General features: G+C 67.3%; 13 protein-coding genes and 1 tRNA gene. 3 read left to right on the top strand and 11 right to left on the bottom strand.

What is annotated here, in order from left to right:
* Positions 1–178 precede the first annotated feature (178 nt).
* From ACFOD9_RS05250 to aspS, 9 genes are all read right to left on the bottom strand, one after another.
* Positions 179–3,556, bottom strand: coding sequence for a glycosyl hydrolase (locus tag ACFOD9_RS05250; RefSeq protein ID WP_379509038.1), 3,378 nt, complete (start codon positions 3,554–3,556; stop codon positions 179–181).
* A gap of 528 nt (positions 3,557–4,084) precedes the next feature.
* Positions 4,085–4,161 (bottom strand) — tRNA-Met (locus tag ACFOD9_RS05245).
* 38 nt (positions 4,162–4,199) lie between these two features.
* The gene (locus ACFOD9_RS05240) at positions 4,200–4,757 is read right to left on the bottom strand and encodes a 2'-5' RNA ligase family protein (protein ID WP_379509037.1); all 558 of its coding nucleotides are present in this window, start codon (positions 4,755–4,757) and stop codon (positions 4,200–4,202) included.
* Between the two features lie 24 nt (positions 4,758–4,781).
* Positions 4,782–5,348, bottom strand: a complete 567-nt coding sequence (locus tag ACFOD9_RS05235; protein ID WP_379509036.1) for a peroxiredoxin — start codon at positions 5,346–5,348, stop codon at positions 4,782–4,784.
* 69 nt (positions 5,349–5,417) lie between these two features.
* Positions 5,418–6,380 (bottom strand): endolytic transglycosylase MltG, encoded by a 963-nt coding sequence (gene mltG / locus ACFOD9_RS05230; protein WP_379509035.1) that lies wholly within the window; start codon positions 6,378–6,380, stop codon positions 5,418–5,420.
* A gap of 4 nt (positions 6,381–6,384) precedes the next feature.
* Positions 6,385–7,644, bottom strand: a complete 1,260-nt coding sequence (gene fabF, locus ACFOD9_RS05225; protein ID WP_379509034.1) for a beta-ketoacyl-ACP synthase II — start codon at positions 7,642–7,644, stop codon at positions 6,385–6,387.
* 162 nt (positions 7,645–7,806) lie between these two features.
* Positions 7,807–8,043 (bottom strand): acyl carrier protein, encoded by a 237-nt coding sequence (locus tag ACFOD9_RS05220; protein WP_185664839.1) that lies wholly within the window; start codon positions 8,041–8,043, stop codon positions 7,807–7,809.
* A 157-nt stretch (positions 8,044–8,200) separates the two neighbouring features.
* Positions 8,201–8,623 (bottom strand): VOC family protein, encoded by a 423-nt coding sequence (locus ACFOD9_RS05215; RefSeq protein WP_379509033.1) that lies wholly within the window; start codon positions 8,621–8,623, stop codon positions 8,201–8,203.
* A 178-nt stretch (positions 8,624–8,801) separates the two neighbouring features.
* Positions 8,802–10,595: an aspartate--tRNA ligase gene (aspS, locus tag ACFOD9_RS05210; protein WP_379509032.1), complete on the bottom strand. Its 1,794-nt coding sequence runs from the start codon at positions 10,593–10,595 to the stop codon at positions 8,802–8,804.
* 141 nt (positions 10,596–10,736) lie between these two features.
* On the opposite strand from aspS, the gene rnd reads away from it, so the two are divergent.
* Entirely contained in the window at positions 10,737–12,014 is a 1,278-nt protein-coding gene (gene rnd, locus ACFOD9_RS05205; protein WP_379509031.1) for a ribonuclease D, read from the top strand.
* A complete protein-coding gene (locus ACFOD9_RS05200) occupies positions 12,011–12,919 on the top strand; it encodes a hydrogen peroxide-inducible genes activator (RefSeq protein ID WP_379509030.1) in 909 nt (302 codons plus the stop codon). The genes rnd and ACFOD9_RS05200 overlap by 4 nt, the downstream gene beginning before the upstream one ends.
* A gap of 138 nt (positions 12,920–13,057) precedes the next feature.
* Here ACFOD9_RS05200 and ACFOD9_RS05195 read toward each other — a convergent pair whose 3' ends face one another.
* Together ACFOD9_RS05195 and pgsA are read right to left on the bottom strand one after the other, a co-directional pair.
* On the bottom strand, positions 13,058–14,821 hold the full coding sequence (locus ACFOD9_RS05195; protein WP_379509029.1) for a DEAD/DEAH box helicase: 1,764 nt from the start codon (positions 14,819–14,821) through the stop codon (positions 13,058–13,060).
* 213 nt (positions 14,822–15,034) lie between these two features.
* Positions 15,035–15,628, bottom strand: a complete 594-nt coding sequence (pgsA, locus tag ACFOD9_RS05190; protein ID WP_379509131.1) for a CDP-diacylglycerol--glycerol-3-phosphate 3-phosphatidyltransferase — start codon at positions 15,626–15,628, stop codon at positions 15,035–15,037.
* Positions 15,629–15,792: 164 nt separating this feature from the next.
* Between pgsA and ACFOD9_RS05185 the strand changes: the two genes are divergently transcribed.
* Positions 15,793–17,109: an MFS transporter gene (locus ACFOD9_RS05185; protein WP_379509028.1), complete on the top strand. Its 1,317-nt coding sequence runs from the start codon at positions 15,793–15,795 to the stop codon at positions 17,107–17,109.
* The last annotated feature ends 5 nt before the right edge of the window (positions 17,110–17,114 follow it).

The following is a 17,114-nucleotide window of genomic DNA, read 5'->3' as shown; positions in this document are numbered from 1 at the left end:
ACCGTGGGACACACCGCCGAAACGCCCCCCAGTCGGTCGTCGCATTGCGGTTCGCGCCCTTCGCGCACCGGCCGCCGGAATCCGACCGGGATGCGCGGCAGGCCGCAATCAGGCGCCGGTCATTGTCCGGGCCACGACTTGTGGATCGCCGAGCGCGAACCGGGCCTGACGAGACCGTTCATGGCTCGACGGCATCGGAACGGATCAGCCTGACCGGACCGATCAGTCCGGAAGGGGTAAGCGGGGTCGATGCGGTAAGCGATCCGGCCCCCATATTGGTCCACGTCCGCGTTTCGGCGTTTGGCTGGAGGTCGCCGACAATGCGATTTTGCCATGTGTTGGCAACCTTGACCTCGATCCGGTTGCGTCCCGATACCAGCCAATCGGTTATGTCCACGCGATAGGGCGGTTTCCAGGCGGTGCCTGCCAGGGTGCCATTGATGTAGACCTCCGCCACGTCGCCCACCTGCCCCAGATCAAGAAGGGTGCGGCTCCCCTTCGGGCGCGGGTCCGACCCGACCCGCAATTCACGCGCATAGGTGGCAACGCCGGAGAAATAGCGCTGGTCCGCACGATCGCTCTCGGTCCAGGATCCGACGGCGGCGGATGTCCTGATCGGCGCGCCCCCGGAAGGCGCAGGGATGGACAGCGTCCAGCCATTGTCGAGCGTCATCACCGTGTGCTCGACGGGCGATGCAACGTCCAGCGCGGGCGATGTCGCCGGCCTGCGGAAAACCACGAATACCGATTCATACGCGCCCAGCGCCAAGGGCACTTCGGTGTAATCGCCCATGCCGCGATAGCTGAGGGCACGCTTGCTCCCATCGGTCGCGTCCCACCGCTCGGGCTGCTTGCCGGTTACGCGAAACCGTATCGGAACGGTCGCCGCCACACCGCTCTGGTTGGTGACGAAATAGATGTCGCCATCGGCGATCCGACGATGGGCGAACCGCAAATCCATTGCCGGATCGGCTGGCCGCGCCTCGAAATCGGGCAACACCCGTTCCGCCGCCAGCACCTGGAGCACGTCGGCCTGTGCATAGACCCGGCCCTTGCCGAAGCTGCGCGGCGCCGGCGTGCCGTCATCAGCCTTGCCCCAGAGTTGATCCGCGATCATGCGGACCGCCGCGCTGTCGGATGACAGGCTGGGCGAGGCCATGGGCCGGGGACCGACCAGAACCGCGCCCGCCGCGACGAGGTCGCGCAACCGTGTCACCATCGGGAGCGTCATGCGGGTGGTGGACCCGGGCAGGACGAGCACCTTGTAGGAGGCTCCGCCCGGAAAGGCGATGCGCCCGTCTTCCACCTTGGCCAGACGGGTCAGCGCATCCGCGTTGACATAGTCGAAACCGAACTGGCGCAGATCCGCCGGCTCGCCCTCGCGGTCATAGGGGACGCCCGAGGGCGCGCCCTCCCCATAGAAATAGAGGACATCGGCGATGGGGGCGCCCTGTTGCAGCAGGTAGGAGCCACGCGACAGATAATCGATCCACGGCTTCGCCATCTCGCCCCAGGTTTCGTGACGGGTGAAGGTCTGGCCGAATGGCCCCAATGACAGTCCGGGCCTGCGATCATCGGTCGGCTGGTGCACCGATGTGTGAATGACAAGGCGATTGACGCCCATCGCCATGTAGCGGTCGGCAATCCATTTGAGCCTCCACGGCGTCGAGATCCACAGCGGCAACGCCGAAGTCAGCGCCTCCGCGGCGACCAGGGGCTTGCCGTAGACATGGGCCGTCGAACGGGTCTCGATGATGTCGGCCGGGAATTCATCAGTGGGGACCCGATGATAGGAGAATGGTTTGCCGCCCACGGGAAACGTCCAGAACTCGCCCATGGGAATGTCCGTCTGACTCTTGGCCAGCATCCCGTCCGCGACCGTCGGCCATGCCGTGCCTGTCGCTTCCCCATAGTAGCCCAGCTTGTGTTCCTTGGCGAAACGGGTGATCGTTCCGTAGTGGTTTTCCGCGACGAGATCGGCCAGCGTTCGGCGGAAATCCCACAGGAAGGCATCGCTCTTCTCGGCGCTGTCCACAACGTAGCCGGCCAGGACCGGCAACATTCGCATGAGGTCGTAGCCGCGCCGGCGGCTGAACTCGGCCGGCATCGGCTCCGTCCAGTTTTCCTGGCCGGCTTCCCAGCTATCGGTCAGCAAATAGCGCAGTCCGCGCTCGCCGACCAATCCGTTCAGTCGCTGGATGACCGGGGTGACATAGCCATCAAGATGCGCGCGGACATGGTCCGCATTGAGTTTGTCAACTTCCAGCCCGGTGCCTTCCGGCGTCGCCGGATGATTGATCTCTCCCGTCAGCGACCAGCCGGTACGCAATACGATCCATTGGCCCGCAGGCGCGGTCCAGTCCAGCGTGCCATCGGGACGCAGGCGGTCGGTCAGGTCGAGGATGCCGGATGCACGGATGGCGGCGGCGGGCGCGACCTCGGGCGTCGGCTGCTGGTCGACTTCCGCGAGGACGCCGAATCCGGCGCGATCCTCGAAGAGATCAACCCGCGCCCCGGGCACCAGGGCGAGTTCGGCCAGTTCGATTTTCGACGGCTTGTAGGACTCGCGCGACAGCACCCCGCGATCGAACACGACGCGGAAATGCCTGGCTGTCGTGGCCGGGAAGGCCAGGGTGCGCTGCGGCGCAGGATGATGCACGGCCCCCACCAGCGTGCGGATCGTCCGCCAATTGGCGCCGTCGTCGCTTGCCTCGATCCGCCCGGCCGGGCCTTCCGCGAACTGGCCGCCCAACATACCGACATAGGTCAGCGCGCGGATCGTCTGCGGCTTCGCAAAATCATAGCGGACCCATTGGGGCTGGCCCGGTGTCGGGTTCGGGATCCTTGTCAGGGTGTTCAGATCGCCGTCGGCAAACCGTCGGGCATCGACCCCCGCCACGCTGGTTGAGATCGTGGGGTTCAAGGCCGCGAGCAGCTTTTCGCCCTTCGGCGCGCGGAAGGCGAGTACCGCCACGTCACGCGCCATCGCCGGCGTCTTGGCCCCCGGCCGCTTGATGCCCTGAAACGGCCCCACCGCGCTGGGCAGGGGCGCAAGCTGGCCAGCGCGTTGCCGACCGGAAACGCGCGTCTCGGACCAGACGAATTTCTTCATGGCCTGTTCCGGCTTTACCCAGGGGCCACCCGTCTCGCTCCAGCCGGGCGCTGCCGCCATGGTAAATTCCAGCCCGAGCCGCTCTGCTTCCCCGGCGGCAAAACGGAGGTTGTCGTACCACGCAGGACTGAGGACCGTGACGGGGTGGGGAACGATCTTGGCGCCGCCGAGATTCCCGTCAAACATCATCGCACCGGCAATGCCGACGCGCTTCATCCATTCAAAATCCTTGGTGATTCCATCCTGGCTGACGTTGCCTGACAACCAGTGCCACCAGACCCGCGGATGAGCGCTGCCGGGTGGGGACCGAAAACCATCGCCCAAATCCGCAGCGCTGTCTGTCGTGGTAGCGCTGGCGGCGGTCTCCGCCTGCTGTGCATGGGCAACCGGGACCGAGAGGAAGGTAAGCGCCACCAGGGCCGAACGAAGACGGAAATAGCGCATGGGACTCCGAACGCATGGGCTGTGCCGGGTTGGCGACAAGGCCCGGATTACCATATCGCGGCCAAGGGGCTACCCCCAAACAAGTCTGGAAGGTGCGCTAGAGGCCTTGCGCCCAGCCGCCAGGATTTTCCTAGATCATCTGCAAACTTCAGCTGCGACTGACCAAAGCCTCGCGCGCGCCCACGCGGGCGAACAACTTTGTTTGCGTTTTCATGCGGGACACAGGGCGGTCCACATGAACCTGGCCCATCAGATTCTGCCCTCCCCCCGCCGCACGGCTAGGGTCAAAGTCTGAACTGCGGATGCACGCGAATACGATCCATTGCGGTCCCGCCGATCGATGACCCAAGGATGCAGACCACCCCTCCCCCGCCAAGAATCCTTGTCGCAAAGGTGTTGCACGGAGTTGCGAGCGATCGGATGGAAACGTAGGAAACCGCCGGAAATCGGCGCAACACGATGCCAAATGGCCAGCCGCGCCAACCACTCGCCTCGCTTGAAAAGCCATCGAAAATTCAAGGATATGGATGGTAGCGGAGGAGGGACTCGAACCCCCGACACGCGGATTATGATTCCGCTGCTCTAACCGGCTGAGCTACTCCGCCCCATCAGGCCCCCGGCGCAAGCCGGGCAGGCCGCGCTCCTAGCCGCGCCGCGCGGGCTGGTCAACACCTCTTGCACCCCGGAATGGCCAGCGCCCGACCGTCTCCCATTCGGGGCCGAGATAGCGGTGCAGGCCAAGGCCAGCGAAGGCGAATTCGCGGTCGGGCACCAGCCCGGCGAGCGCCTGCTGGAGCGCCCTCGCCTCGGCCGGGCTGACCTTGTTCTGCACGGTGATGTGCAGGCGCGGCGGGTGCTGGTCCTGGGCGGTCAGTGCGCCGTGGAAATGGTCGGCGATGGCCGCGCGCAGGGCCAGCATGGCCGGGCTGTGGAGCGCGATGGCTGTCCCCCGCCCCAGGTTCATCAGGCCGCTGACCCGCGCCGGAACGGGCGCGTGGTCAGCCGCCATGCCGGCGAGCAGCGGCCGCAGCTCTTCGCGCAGCGAGGGCGCGAAGGCGTGGAACAGCGTGACATGGGCGGCCAGGTGATTGCGTTCGGGCGGGAAATGGGCGCGGCGCAGGCCATCGGCCCAGGCGAGGACCGGCGCCGGCAGTTCCGCCGTGACGATGAACGGCCCGGCCCGTTCGCCCGGTCCGCTCATGACTCGGTGCCCGCCGCCCGCCGGTCAGGTCGCGGCCAGCTCCTCGGCGCCCATGGCCGGCGCCGGGTCTTGCAAGGCGCGCAGGATGTGCTCGGGCGCGGTCTCGCCATAGGGATCACTATCGGCCCCAGTGTCATTGATCCCGGGCTCCTCGAACCAGTGGGTGATGCGGTTGTCGTCCACCACCATCGCATAACGCCACGAACGCAGGCCGAAGCCAAGGTGATCCTTGTCGATCAGCATCCCCATCCGGCGGGTGAAGTGGCCCGATCCGTCCGGCAGGAGGCGGACCTTGTTCACCCCCAGCTTCAGCCCCCACTGGTACATGACGAAGGCATCGTTGACCGCGATGCAATAGACCCCGTCGATCCCGACCTTGGCGAATTCATCGTGCAGCCGCTCGAAGGCCGGGCACTGCTCGTTCGAGCAGGTCGGGGTGAAGGCGCCGGGCAGCGAGAAGACGATCACCCGCCGGCCGGCAAATTCGTCGCGCAGCTTCAGGTCCTGCCAGCGGAACGGATTGTCGCCGCCGAGCGCATCGTCGCGGACGCGGGTCTTGAGGGTGACATCGGGAATCTCGCGACGGAACATGGGCGCCTCCTCTGTGCTGAGGGGAGAACCCGCGCCGGAGGCTGCCGGTTCCAAAGGGCCGGTTCCGGCCTACAATTCCCCGCGCGCGCGGCGCAGGGCGAACCACTTCGCCACGTTGCGGTTGTGCTCTTCCAGCGTGGCGGCAAAGGCGTGGCCGCCGGTGCCGTCGGCCACCATGTAGAGCGCGTCGGTCGGCGCCGGATCGAGCACGGCCTCGATAGACGCGCGCCCGGGATTGGTGATCGGCCCTTCCGGCAGGCCGACCATCGAATAGGTGTTGTAGCCGTTCACCGCCGCGATTTCCGATTGGCGGATGCGGCGCCCCAGCGGCTTGCCCCTGGTGATCGGATAGATGATCGTGGGATCGGCCTGGAGCATCATGCCCTGGCGCAGCCGGTTGGAATAGAGCCCGGCGACCATTGCCCGCTCGGCCGGCTTGCCGGTTTCCTTCTCGACGATCGAGGCCAGAACCAGTGCCTCCTCGGGGCTTTTCGCCACGGTGGACGGCGAGCGCCGCACCCACAGCGCCTTCAACTCGCGCTGCATGGCCGCCTGCATCCGCAGAACCACCGCCTGCCGGCTCTCGCCCATGCCAATCTCGTAGGTATCGGGCAGGACCGAGCCTTCCGGCGGCGTGGCGACATCACCGGTGAGGTTGGGCTGCGCGGCCAGGCGTTCGGCCACCATGATCGACGGCATACCTTCTGGCACCGTTACGAAGCGGCGGATGATCCTGCCGCCCTGGAGAATGTCCACCAGCGTGCGCTGGCTGGCGCCGCTCGGCAGGAGGAAGGTTCCCGCCTTGATCGGCGCGCCGCCACCCAGCAGGCGCGCGCGCAGCTTGAAGGCGAGCGGCGAGGAAATGGCCCCGGCATCACTCAGGTTCTCGACCACCGTCCCAAAACTGTCGCCGCTGCGGACAACGAACTCGGCGTCCTTGCCCAGTGGCCCGGGCACGAACCAGCCGCCCAGCCCCCAGGCCAGAGCAAGCGCCGCCGCGACCAGCACCAACAGCTTGCCGCGGCGGCCCATGAGCTCAGATCTTCTTCATCACCAGGCTGGCATTGGTGCCGCCGAAGCCGAACGAATTGTTCAGCACGGCGCGCACTTCGCGCTTCTTCGCGGTGTGCGGCACGAGGTCGACGCCCACGCAGCTCTCGCTCGGATTGTCGAGGTTGAGCGTGGGGGGCACGACCTGGTCGCGCAGCGCGAGGATGCAGAAGATCGATTCCACCGCGCCGGCTCCGCCCAGCAGGTGGCCGATAGCCGACTTGGTCGACGACATCGAAACGGTCTGGATCGCATCGCCGAACAGGCGGCGCACCGCGCCCAGTTCCAGCTCGTCGCCCAGCGGAGTCGAGGTGCCGTGGGCGTTGATGTAGTCGATGTCGGCCGGGGTCATGCCCGCCTTCTTGAGCGCCATCTGCATCGAACGGAACGCGCCCGAGCCTTCCGGGTGGGGCGCGGTCACGTGATAGGCATCGCCCGAGAGGCCATAGCCGACCACTTCGGCATAGATCTTCGCGCCGCGCGCCTTGGCGTGTTCATATTCTTCCAGCACGACCACGCCGGCGCCTTCGCCCATGACGAAGCCATCGCGGGCCTGGTCATAGGGGCGGCTGGCGCGCGTCGGCTCGTCGTTGAAGGCAGTGGAGAGAGCGCGGGCCTGGGCGAAGCCGGCGATGCCGATCGGGCAGATGGTGCCTTCCGCGCCGCCGGCCAGCATGATGTCGGCATCGTCGTCGCGGATCATCCGCGCGGCATCGCCGATCGAGTGGGCGCCAGTGGAGCAGGCGGTGACCACCGCGTGATTCGGCCCCATCAGGCCATACTTGATCGAGACCTGGCCCGAGATCAGGTTGATCAGGCGGCCGTGGACGAAGTGCGGGGAAACCCGGCTCGGCCCCTTTTCGTGGAGCACGAGCGATTCGCTCTCGATCCCCGGCAGGCCGCCGATTCCCGAACCGATCGAGCAGCCGGCGCGCAGCCGCATGGCTTCGTCCATGTCGGTGAGGCCGGCATCCTCGATCGCCTGGCCTGCGGCATCGATGCCATAGACGATGAACGGATCGACCTGGCGCTGGACCTTGTGATCCACGCGCTTGTTCGGATCGAAGCCATATTCATGGTCGGCCGGCTTGACCTCGCAGGCGATGCGGCACTTCTGGTCGCTCGCATCGAACCGGGTGATCGGGCCGGCGCCGGACTTTCCGGCGATCAGGTTGGCCCAGACTGTTTCGACATCAGCCCCGAGCGGGGTGACAAGGCCAAGACCGGTAACGACGACGCGACGCATAGGCTGCTCCGAAATATTCTCTTGGCCGCGCGGGTTAAACGGCTGGCGAGAAAAGGCAACAGGCCCAGACCCTGACGGGACGGGCCTGCTGGCTGCCCTGCGGCGCGGGCGAACCGCGCTTCGCGATCCGGCCACCCGCCACGGGCATGGGACGTAAGGGCCTCAGCCCTTGTTGTCGTTGATGTACTTGATCGCATCCGAGACGGTGCTGATCTTCTCGGCGGCATCGTCGGGGATTTCCACGCCGAATTCTTCCTCGAAGGCCATCACCAGCTCAACGATGTCGAGGCTGTCGGCACCCAGGTCGTCGATGAAGCTCGCGTCTTCGGTGACCTTGTCGGCTTCGACGCCGAGGTGCTCGACAACGATCTTCTTAACGCGGTCGGCGGTGTCGCTCATGGATAGTCCTCTCGTGAACGGGAGATGAAACAGTTGGCAGCCGCCCTAATGCCGAGATTCCGTGCTGGCAAGAGCCAGCGCGGCACGGATGCCGCCTGAGGCGGCGGGGTGTGGAAAAGCGGGGGCGTCAGACGCCTGTCCCCGCCCGCGCCCCAACTCACACCCCGAATGTGACGCGCCCGTCCCCATCGACCCGCCAGGAGGGATTCCACGCGATTTCCCAAACATGGCCATCGGGATCGGCGACATAGCCGCGGTATCCGCCATGGAGCGGCGCATCGGGTGCGCGAAGCAGGCTCGCCCCGGCGGCGACCAGTTGGTCGATGGCCGCATCGACCGCCTCGCGGTTTCCGACATTGTGCGCCAGGGCCACGGAGCCCGAGCCCGCCGCTCCCGTTCGGGCCGAATCTTCGGCCAACGCCGCCCGATCCCACAGCCCCAGCATCAGCCCGTTCATCTGGAAAAAGGCGATGTCGGCCGCCTCGAAGACTGGCGCCCAGCCGAAGCCCTCAGTGTAGAATCGCTTCGCGCGCGCCAGATCGGCAACGCCAAGGGTGATCAGCGAAATCTGCTGCTGCATCAGGTGCACTCCTGCTCTCCCGGCACGCCATGCGCCGGATCCAAGCCAGGGGGCTTCACGGCCATAGCCTCGGCGCCCGCCAACGCCTCGGCGCTCTGCCATTGCCAGGACCGGCATCGCCGCCGGGGCCGGCCCAACCCGGAGCCGGCCTGATCCATTTAAGGCGCCGGGGAGGCTATCACCCCTTCGGCGGTTCGACCACCCGCATATGCAGTTCGCGCAGCTGCTTGGGCTCGGCCGGCGAAGGTGCGCCCATGAGGAGGTCCTCGGCGCGCTGGTTCATCGGGAACAGGGTGATCTCGCGCAGGTTCTGCGCGCCGCAGATCAGCATGACCACGCGGTCCACGCCCGCGGCCATGCCGCCGTGCGGCGGGGCGCCATACTGGAAGGCGCGGTAAAGCCCGCCGAAACGTTCCTCCACGTCGGCCTGGCTGAGGCCCACGATCTCGAAGGCCTTGACCATGGTGGCCGGGTCCTGGTTGCGGATCGAGCCGGAGGCGATCTCGAAGCCGTTGCAGACGAGGTCGTATTGGTAGGCGTTGATGGTCAGCGGGTCCTGCGTTTGCAAGGCCTCCATCCCGCCCTGCGGCATCGAGAACGGGTTGTGGCTGAACTCGACTTTCTTGTTGTCCTCATCCCATTCGTAGAACGGGAAGTCGACGATCCAGCACAGCTCGAAGCGGTCCTGGTCGATCAGGCCAAGCTGCTCGCCCACCCGGGTGCGCGCCGCGCCGGCCAGCTTGGCGGCCTGGCCTTCCTTGCCGGCGGCGAAGAACAGGCCGTCGTCCGCCCCGAGGCCCAGCTCGGCATAGAGCTTCTCCATGCCTTCGGCCCCGTGGTTCTTGGCGATCGGCCCGCCAAACTCGCCGCCCTTGCGGGTGACATAGCCGAGGCCCGCATGACCTTCGGAACGCGCCCAGTCGTTCATGTCGTCGAAGAACTTGCGGCTCTTGTCGGCCGTGGCGGGCGCCGGAATGGCGCGCACCACCCCGCCCGAGCCGACGATCTTCTCGAACAGGCCAAAGCCGCTCTGGGTGAAGTGCGCCGAAACGTCGGAGATGATCAGCGGATTTCGCAGGTCGGGCTTGTCGGACCCGTACTTGAGCATCGATTCCGAATAGGGAATGCGCGGGAAGCTGCCGCTCGGCGTGACCTTCTTGCCATCGGCGAAGGCCTCGAACACGCCGCCGATCACCGGCTCCATCGTTTCCCAGATTTCCTCCTGGGTGACGAAGCTCATTTCGAGATCGAGCTGGTAGAATTCGCCGGGCAGGCGGTCGGCGCGGGGGTCCTCGTCGCGGAAGCAGGGGGCGATCTGGAAGTAGCGGTCGAAGCCGGCCACCATCAGCAGCTGCTTGTACTGCTGCGGCGCTTGGGGCAGCGCATAGAACTTGCCGGCATGGATGCGGCTGGGCACGAGGAAATCGCGCGCGCCTTCCGGGCTGGAGGCGGTGAGGATCGGGGTCGAATATTCGGTGAAGCCGGCCGCTTCCATGCGCCGGCGCATATCGGAAATCACCTTGGTGCGCTTGACGATGTTGGCGTGCAGCGTCTCGCGGCGCAGGTCCAAAAAGCGGTAGCGCAGGCGGATGTCCTCGGGATAGTCCTGCTCGCCGGCCACCGGCATCGGCAGTTCCTCGGCGCGGCTCAGCACCTCGGCCTCGCGGGCGAAGACCTCGATCGCGCCGGTCGGCAGGTTGGGGTTCACCGTCCCCGCCCCGCGCGCCTTGACCGTGCCGTTGATCGTGACCACGCTTTCCACGCGCACCGATTCCAGCAGCGGCAGGGCCGCGCTGTCGGCATCGGCGACGACCTGGGTGATGCCATAGTGATCGCGCAGGTCCACGAATAGCACGCCGCCATGGTCGCGCTTGCGGTGCACCCAGCCCGAAAGCCGGACCGTCTCGCCTTCGTTCGCCTTGGACAGGGCGCCGCAGGTGTGGGATCGGTAGGGATGCCCAACTCGATTCATGACAACTCTTTCCATTCGGCCCGCGTTCGGGCAGGGGGACGGATCAGGGGCGGCTAACAGGCGATGGCCGCCCTTTTGTCAAGCCGAGGGTCCGCACGGGCTCGCTCACAGGCCCACAGTGGCCCTCTACAGAAAAGTCCGATGAAGATACATCCGCTGATCACCACCACCGATGCCCTCGCCGAGCTGTGCGATCGGCTGGCCAAGGCCGATTTCATCTGCGTGGACACCGAGTTCATGCGCGAGAGTACCTATTGGCCCGAGCTGTGCCTGATCCAGATCGCCGACGAGCATGAAGCCGCCGCGGTCGATCCGATGGCGTCCGGCCTCGACCTGTCCCCCCTGCTCGACCTGCTGGTCGACAATGAGGACGTGCTCAAGGTGTTCCACGCCGGCGGACAGGACGTGGAAATCATCTACAACCTGACCGGAAAGACCCCGCACCCGATCTTCGACACCCAGATCGCGATGATGGCGGTCAGCCAGTCGGAGCAGATCGGCTATTCCAACCTGGTCGAATCGTGGCTCGGCTTCTCGATCGACAAGGGTGCCCGCTTTACCGACTGGTCGCGCCGGCCGCTCGATGCCCGCCAGCTTGAATATGCCATCGGCGACGTCACCCACTTGGCGAAAATCTTCCCCCGCCTGCTCAAGCGCCTGATCAAGACCGGGCGCGGCGAATGGCTCGATGCCGAGATGGAAAAGCTCGCCGATCCCGAGAATTACCGCAACGATCCCAACAAGGCGTGGGAACGCATCCGCGCCTCCGGCCGCAATCCCGCCATGCTCGGCCGCCTGAGGGCGCTGGCCGCCTGGCGCGAATATGAAGCCCAGGACAAGAACATCCCGCGCGGCCGCATCGCCCGCGATGAAACGCTGGCCGATATCGCCAGCCACCCGCCCAAGGCCCAGGCCGATCTCGGCAAGGTGCGCGGCCTGTCCGCCGGCTGGAAGGAAAACGAGATCGGCCGCCGCATGATGGCCACGCTGGCCAATGCCAAGCCCCTGACCGACGAGGAACTGCCACCCCGCACCCCGCGCGGCGCCCCGCTCGGCAAGGAAGGCGCGCTGGTGGCCGATCTGCTCAAGCTGCTGCTCAAGATCCGCGCCCGCGAGATCGACGTCGCCTCCCGCCTGCTGGCCCGCAGCGACGACCTCGAACTGCTCGCCGCCGGGGTCCGCAAGAACCTGGCCCTGCTCGAAGGCTGGCGCTTCGAGCAATTCGGCCGCGACGCGCTGGAGCTGGTGGAGGGAAAGTTGGCCTTCGCCGTGCTCGGCGGACGCCTCAAGATGACCCACATCGACGAAATCCACGAGGAAATGGGCGCAAGAAGGGCCGCCGATGATGCGGCCGAAGTCGATGCCGACCCGGCCGACGAACACCGCGGCCCGGGGATCGCGGTCTCGATCGAGGAATGAGCGTCTTCCAGCCCACGCTCAAGCAACTCCAGTATCTGGTGGCGCTGCACGAGCATGGGCACTTCGGCCGCGCGGCGGAGGCCAGCTTCGTTTCGCAGTCCACGCTCTCGGCAGGGCTGCGCGACCTGGAAACCCTGCTCGGCGTGACCCTGGTGGAACGCACCAAACGCACCGTGCGCTTCACGCCCCTGGGCAATGCGGTGGTCGCCAAGGCCCATCGCATCCTGCGCGAGGCCGAGGAACTGTCGGACCTTGTCCAGTCCAGCGGCCAGCCGTTGGCCGGCGAGATGCGGATGAGCGTGATCCCCACGATCGCGCCGTTCCTGCTGCCCCGGATGCTCCCGCGCCTGCGCCGCGAGCGCCCCAGCCTCAAGCTCTACCTGCGCGAGGAAACCAGCGCGGCGGCGATGGAATCACTCCAGCACGGCCGGGCCGATTGCGTGCTGCTGGCCCTGCCCTACCCCACCGGCGAGGTGGAGAAGGAAACCATCGAGCTCGATGCCCTGTTCGTCGCCTTCCCCAAGGAGGATGACGGTCTCTGGCCGCGCGGCCTCCCCGACGAAATCCTGCCCGAGCTGATCGACGAACACCGCCTGCTGTTGCTGGAAGACGGGCACTGCCTGAAGGAACACGCGCTGGCCGCCTGCAACCGCCCGGAACTGCGCGCCTCGGCCACGATGATCGGCACCTCGCTGCACACCCTGGTGCAGATGGTCGACAATGGCCTGGGGCTGACCATGCTCCCCGAAATGGCGGTGGACGCCGGCATCCTCAACGGCACCGACGTGGTCGCCCGCCCGCTCTCCAGCCCCATGGCCAACCGCGAGATCGCGCTGGTCTGGCGCCGCAACAGCCCGCGCGGCGAGGAATTCCGGATGCTGGCGGAAGAACTGCGGGCGGGATAGCGCCACACGCCAAGCCAGCCAGAATACCCGTCACCCCGGACTTGATCCGGGGTCCAGCTTTCTTTCGCAACGTCGCAAAAGGCAGCCCGGCCCCGGGTCAGGCCCGGGGCGACGGGGTGCTGGTTGACGAGCTTGCGCTCAACCCCGCGGCGGCTTCGGCCCGCGCGGCGGACCCTTGCGGTGCGGGCGCGGCGCGCCGTGGCCGTGGCCACCCTGCGAGGAACTGGCATAGGGCGCCCCGCCCGGTCCGCCGGCCCCGCCGCCGCCCGCATTTTCACGCCGCCGGCCCTTGGCCACCTCGCGCGGGGCTTCGGCCGAAGCCTCGATGCGGATGCCGCGTTCGTCCTCGGCATCGACAACCCCGGTGCGCTTGACCGCGTCGGCAAACTTGCGGGCAATGGCGCTGGGCACCTGGAAATAGGTTTCGAACTGGCCGATGCGGATCGCGCCGATCTCGTTGCGGGTGATGTGCCCACGCCGGCACAGCAGCGGCAACAGCCAGCGCGGATCGGCGTTCTGGCGGCGGCCGATGTCCATGCGGAACCACTGCACGTCATCGAAGCCTTCGCGCCGCACCGGGGCCGCGCGCGGATCCTGCTCGGCCAGGTCTTCCGGCTCGGGCAGCTTGGCGCGATAGGCCTGGACCAGCGCCAGGGCGAGGTCCTGGGGCGAACGCTTCTCCAGCAGGGTCGCGGCCAGCGCCTCGTCGGCCTCGATCGGCTCGATCGGCTTGAGCAGTTCCTCCAGCAGGCGCTCGTTGTCCTGCGCGCGAATGGCCTCGGCGGTGGGCACCGGCACCCATTGCGCCTCCACCTGCGCGCTGCGAAGCATCATCTCGACCCGGCGGCGGCGCGGATAGGGGACGACCAGCACGGCCGTGCCCTTGCGGCCCGCGCGGCCGGTGCGGCCCGAGCGGTGCTGGAGCACTTCGGCATCGCGCGGCACCTCGACATGGACGACGAGGCTGAGCGAGGGGATGTCGATCCCGCGCGCGGCCACGTCGGTCGCCACGCAAATGCGGGCGCGGCCATCGCGCAGCGCCTGGAGGGCGTGGTTGCGCTCGTTCTGGCTGTGCTCGCCCGAAAGCGCCACGGCCGTGAAGCCGCGCTCGGTCAGGGTGGCGTGCAGGTGGCGCACATTGTCGCGCGTGGCGCAGAACAGGATCGCGGTCTGCGCCTCGTGGAAGCGCAGCAGGTTGACCACGGCATTCTCGATCTCGGCCGGGGCAACGGCCACCGCCTGGTAGGCGATGTCGCCATGGCCGCGCTCCTCGCCCACCGTCTCGATCCGCAGCGCATCGCGCTGGTAACGCTTGGCAAGCGCGGCGATCGGGCGGGGCATGGTGGCCGAGAACAGCAGCGAGCGGCGGCCATCCGGGGTGGCGTCGAGGATTTCCTCGAGCTCCTCGCGGAAGCCCATGTCGAGCATCTCGTCGGCCTCGTCGAGCACGGCGCAGCGCAGGGCCGAAAGGTCAAGCGCGCCGCGTTCGAGGTGATCGCGCAGGCGCCCTGGCGTGCCCACCACGATATGGGTGCCCTGATACAGTGCCCGGCGTTCGACCGTGGGATTCATGCCGCCCACGCAGGTGGCGATGCGCGCGCCGGCCGGGGCATAGAGCCAGGCCAGTTCGGTGGCGACCTGCAGGGCCAGTTCGCGGGTGGGGGCGATCACCAGCGCCAGCGGGGCGCCGGGCTGGCCAAGCCGGTCGGCATCGCCCAGCAGGTCGGCGGCGAAGGCGAGGCCGAAGGCCACGGTCTTGCCCGAGCCGGTCTGGGCCGAAACCAGCAGGTCGCGGCCCACGGCCCCGGGTTCGAGAACGGCGGCCTGGACGGCGGTGGGCTGGGCATAGCCACGGTCGGCAAGCGCGCCGGCAAGGGCGCGGGGAAGCTGGGTAAACGGCATGGGAACAGGACTCGTCACTGGCCCGCTTGACGCAGGCGGCGGTTTTCGGGGTTTGCGGCCGCATCCACGCGGCGCAACGGGGCACGACGGAAAAGCGCGCCCACCAACCGGACGACAGGACCGTCTGCGCTGCCCCCTAGCAGCAAGTTGCGCGATTGGCGACAGGTCTTCGCAGGTGCAACACGAATTACCCGCGCCCTCAATCCCGCGCCCTCAATCCATGTGCTTGAGGCCGACCCGCAGGTAATCCCAGCCGGTGATCACGGTCAGCCCGGCGGCGGCCCACAGCGTGGTCAGGCCCACGGTGTGCGGCAGGTTGATGGCCAGCCCGCCCAGGTTCACCGTCCACCACGGCGTACCCCGGCCCAGGATCAGCGCGCCCAGGCAGATCAGTTGCAGGGTGGTCTTCCACTTGGCCAGCCGGCTGACCGGGATCGACACCTGGATGCCGCCAAGGAATTCGCGCAGGCCCGAAACCGCGATCTCGCGGATCAGGATGATGAGGCCGGCGATCACGTGGAGATCGCCCACGTAAGGCCCGGTCAGCACGCCCTGGGCGCTGAGCACGAGGATCACCGCGGCCACCATGATCTTGTCGGCGATGGGATCGAGGAACACGCCCAGCTTGCTCACCGCGCCTTGCGCGCGGGCCAGATAGCCGTCGAAATAGTCGGTGATGCCCATCAGGCAGTAGACCGCGAAAGCGGCGAGATAGCCGGCTTCCCAGCGCGGCCACCACAGCAGCGCGACCAGCACGGGCACGGTAACGATCCGCGACAGGGTGAGCAGGTTGGGCAGGGTCAGCATCGGCCGCATGGCTAGCCGCAAGGCACGGCGCCTGTCGAGGGGGCTTGGATTCGATCCGGGTGCAACGGCCTTGCATGGCGCCAGCAACCGTCACGCAAATGTCTTGCCCATGAGCCAAGTCCCGCTAGGGTCCGCGCCGGGACTGGCTGCCGCCGAAGGAATGCATGACAACCTCGACCCACCTGCTGCGGCGGCGCCGCTTTCTGCCGCTGTTCGTCACCCAACTGCTCGGTGCCTTCAACGACAACCTCTTCAAGAACGCCATGGTCCTCTACGTGGTGTACAGCCTCTACAATTCCGAGAGCGCGGAAGCCGCGTTCAGCGGGGTGGCCTCGGCGCTGTTCATCATTCCCTTCGTGGTCTTCTCCGCCCTGTCCGGCCAGCTTGCCGATATGCGCGACAAGGCGCGGATCATCCGGCTGGTGAAGCTGGCCGAGATCGGGATCATGATGATCGGCGCCGCCGGCCTGCTGCTGGCCTGGAAGGGCGTGGCGGTGGGCACCCTGGCAATCCCGCTGATGCTGGCCGCGCTATTCGCGATGGGCCTGCATTCCACCTTCTTCGGCCCGATCAAGTACGCGATCCTGCCCCAGCACCTCAGGGCCGACGAGGTGCTGGCCGGCACCGGGCTGGTCGAGGCCGGAACCTATGTGGCAATCCTTGCCGGAACGATCCTGGCGGGCTGGATCCCGGTGGAATGGGCCGCGGTCGGCGTGGTGATCACCGCGCTGGCTGGCTGGGTGACCGCGCGCTTCGTGCCCCCCGCCCCGGCCCAGGGCGAGGTCGTGCCGCTCGATTTCCACTTCATCCGCGCCTCGATCACCCTCATTCGCCAGACCGCCCACGATCGCCGGGTGTTCCTTGCCATCGGCGCGATCAGCTTCTTCTGGGCGGTGGGCACGATCCTGTTCATCCAGTTCCCGCCGCTGGCCAAGAACGTGCTGATGGCCAGCAAGGAAGTGGCCAGCCTGTTCCTGGTGGTCTTCTCGATCGGGGTGGCGCTCGGCTCGGTCTCGATCAATGCCCTGCTCAAGGGCACGGTCTCGGCGCGCTATGCCCCGCCCGCCGTGCTGGCCATGGCCCTGTGCGTGGTGGCGTTCTGGGCGGTCTGCGCGCGCTGGACCACGCCGCCCGGCGGCCGGCTGATGGATGCGGCGCAGTTCCTCCTTCACCCGCTCGCCGTGCCGCTCCTCGCCAGCCTGCTCGGGATCGCGGTGTGCGGCGGGATGTTCGTGGTCCCGCTCTATGCCTTCATGACCACCTGCGTCGACAAGGACCAGACCGCGCGGACCGTGGCGGCCAACAACATCGTCAATTCCGTGGCGATGGTCGGCGGCGCGCTGCTGGCCATGGGGCTGAGCGCGGCTGGCATGGGCATCGTGCGCCAATTGCTGCTGAGCGCGATGCTGTGCCTGGTCTCGGCCTGGCTGGGCTGGCGGCTCTACCGTGCGGAATGCCGCCACTGCGCGGCGACCCGATAGCCGCG

This window comes from Novosphingobium bradum (assembly GCF_042646485.1).
Lineage (GTDB): Bacteria > Pseudomonadota > Alphaproteobacteria > Sphingomonadales > Sphingomonadaceae > Novosphingobium > Novosphingobium bradum.
Note: the sequence above shows the minus strand (reverse complement) of the source record. Positions and strands in the feature narration are given on the sequence as shown.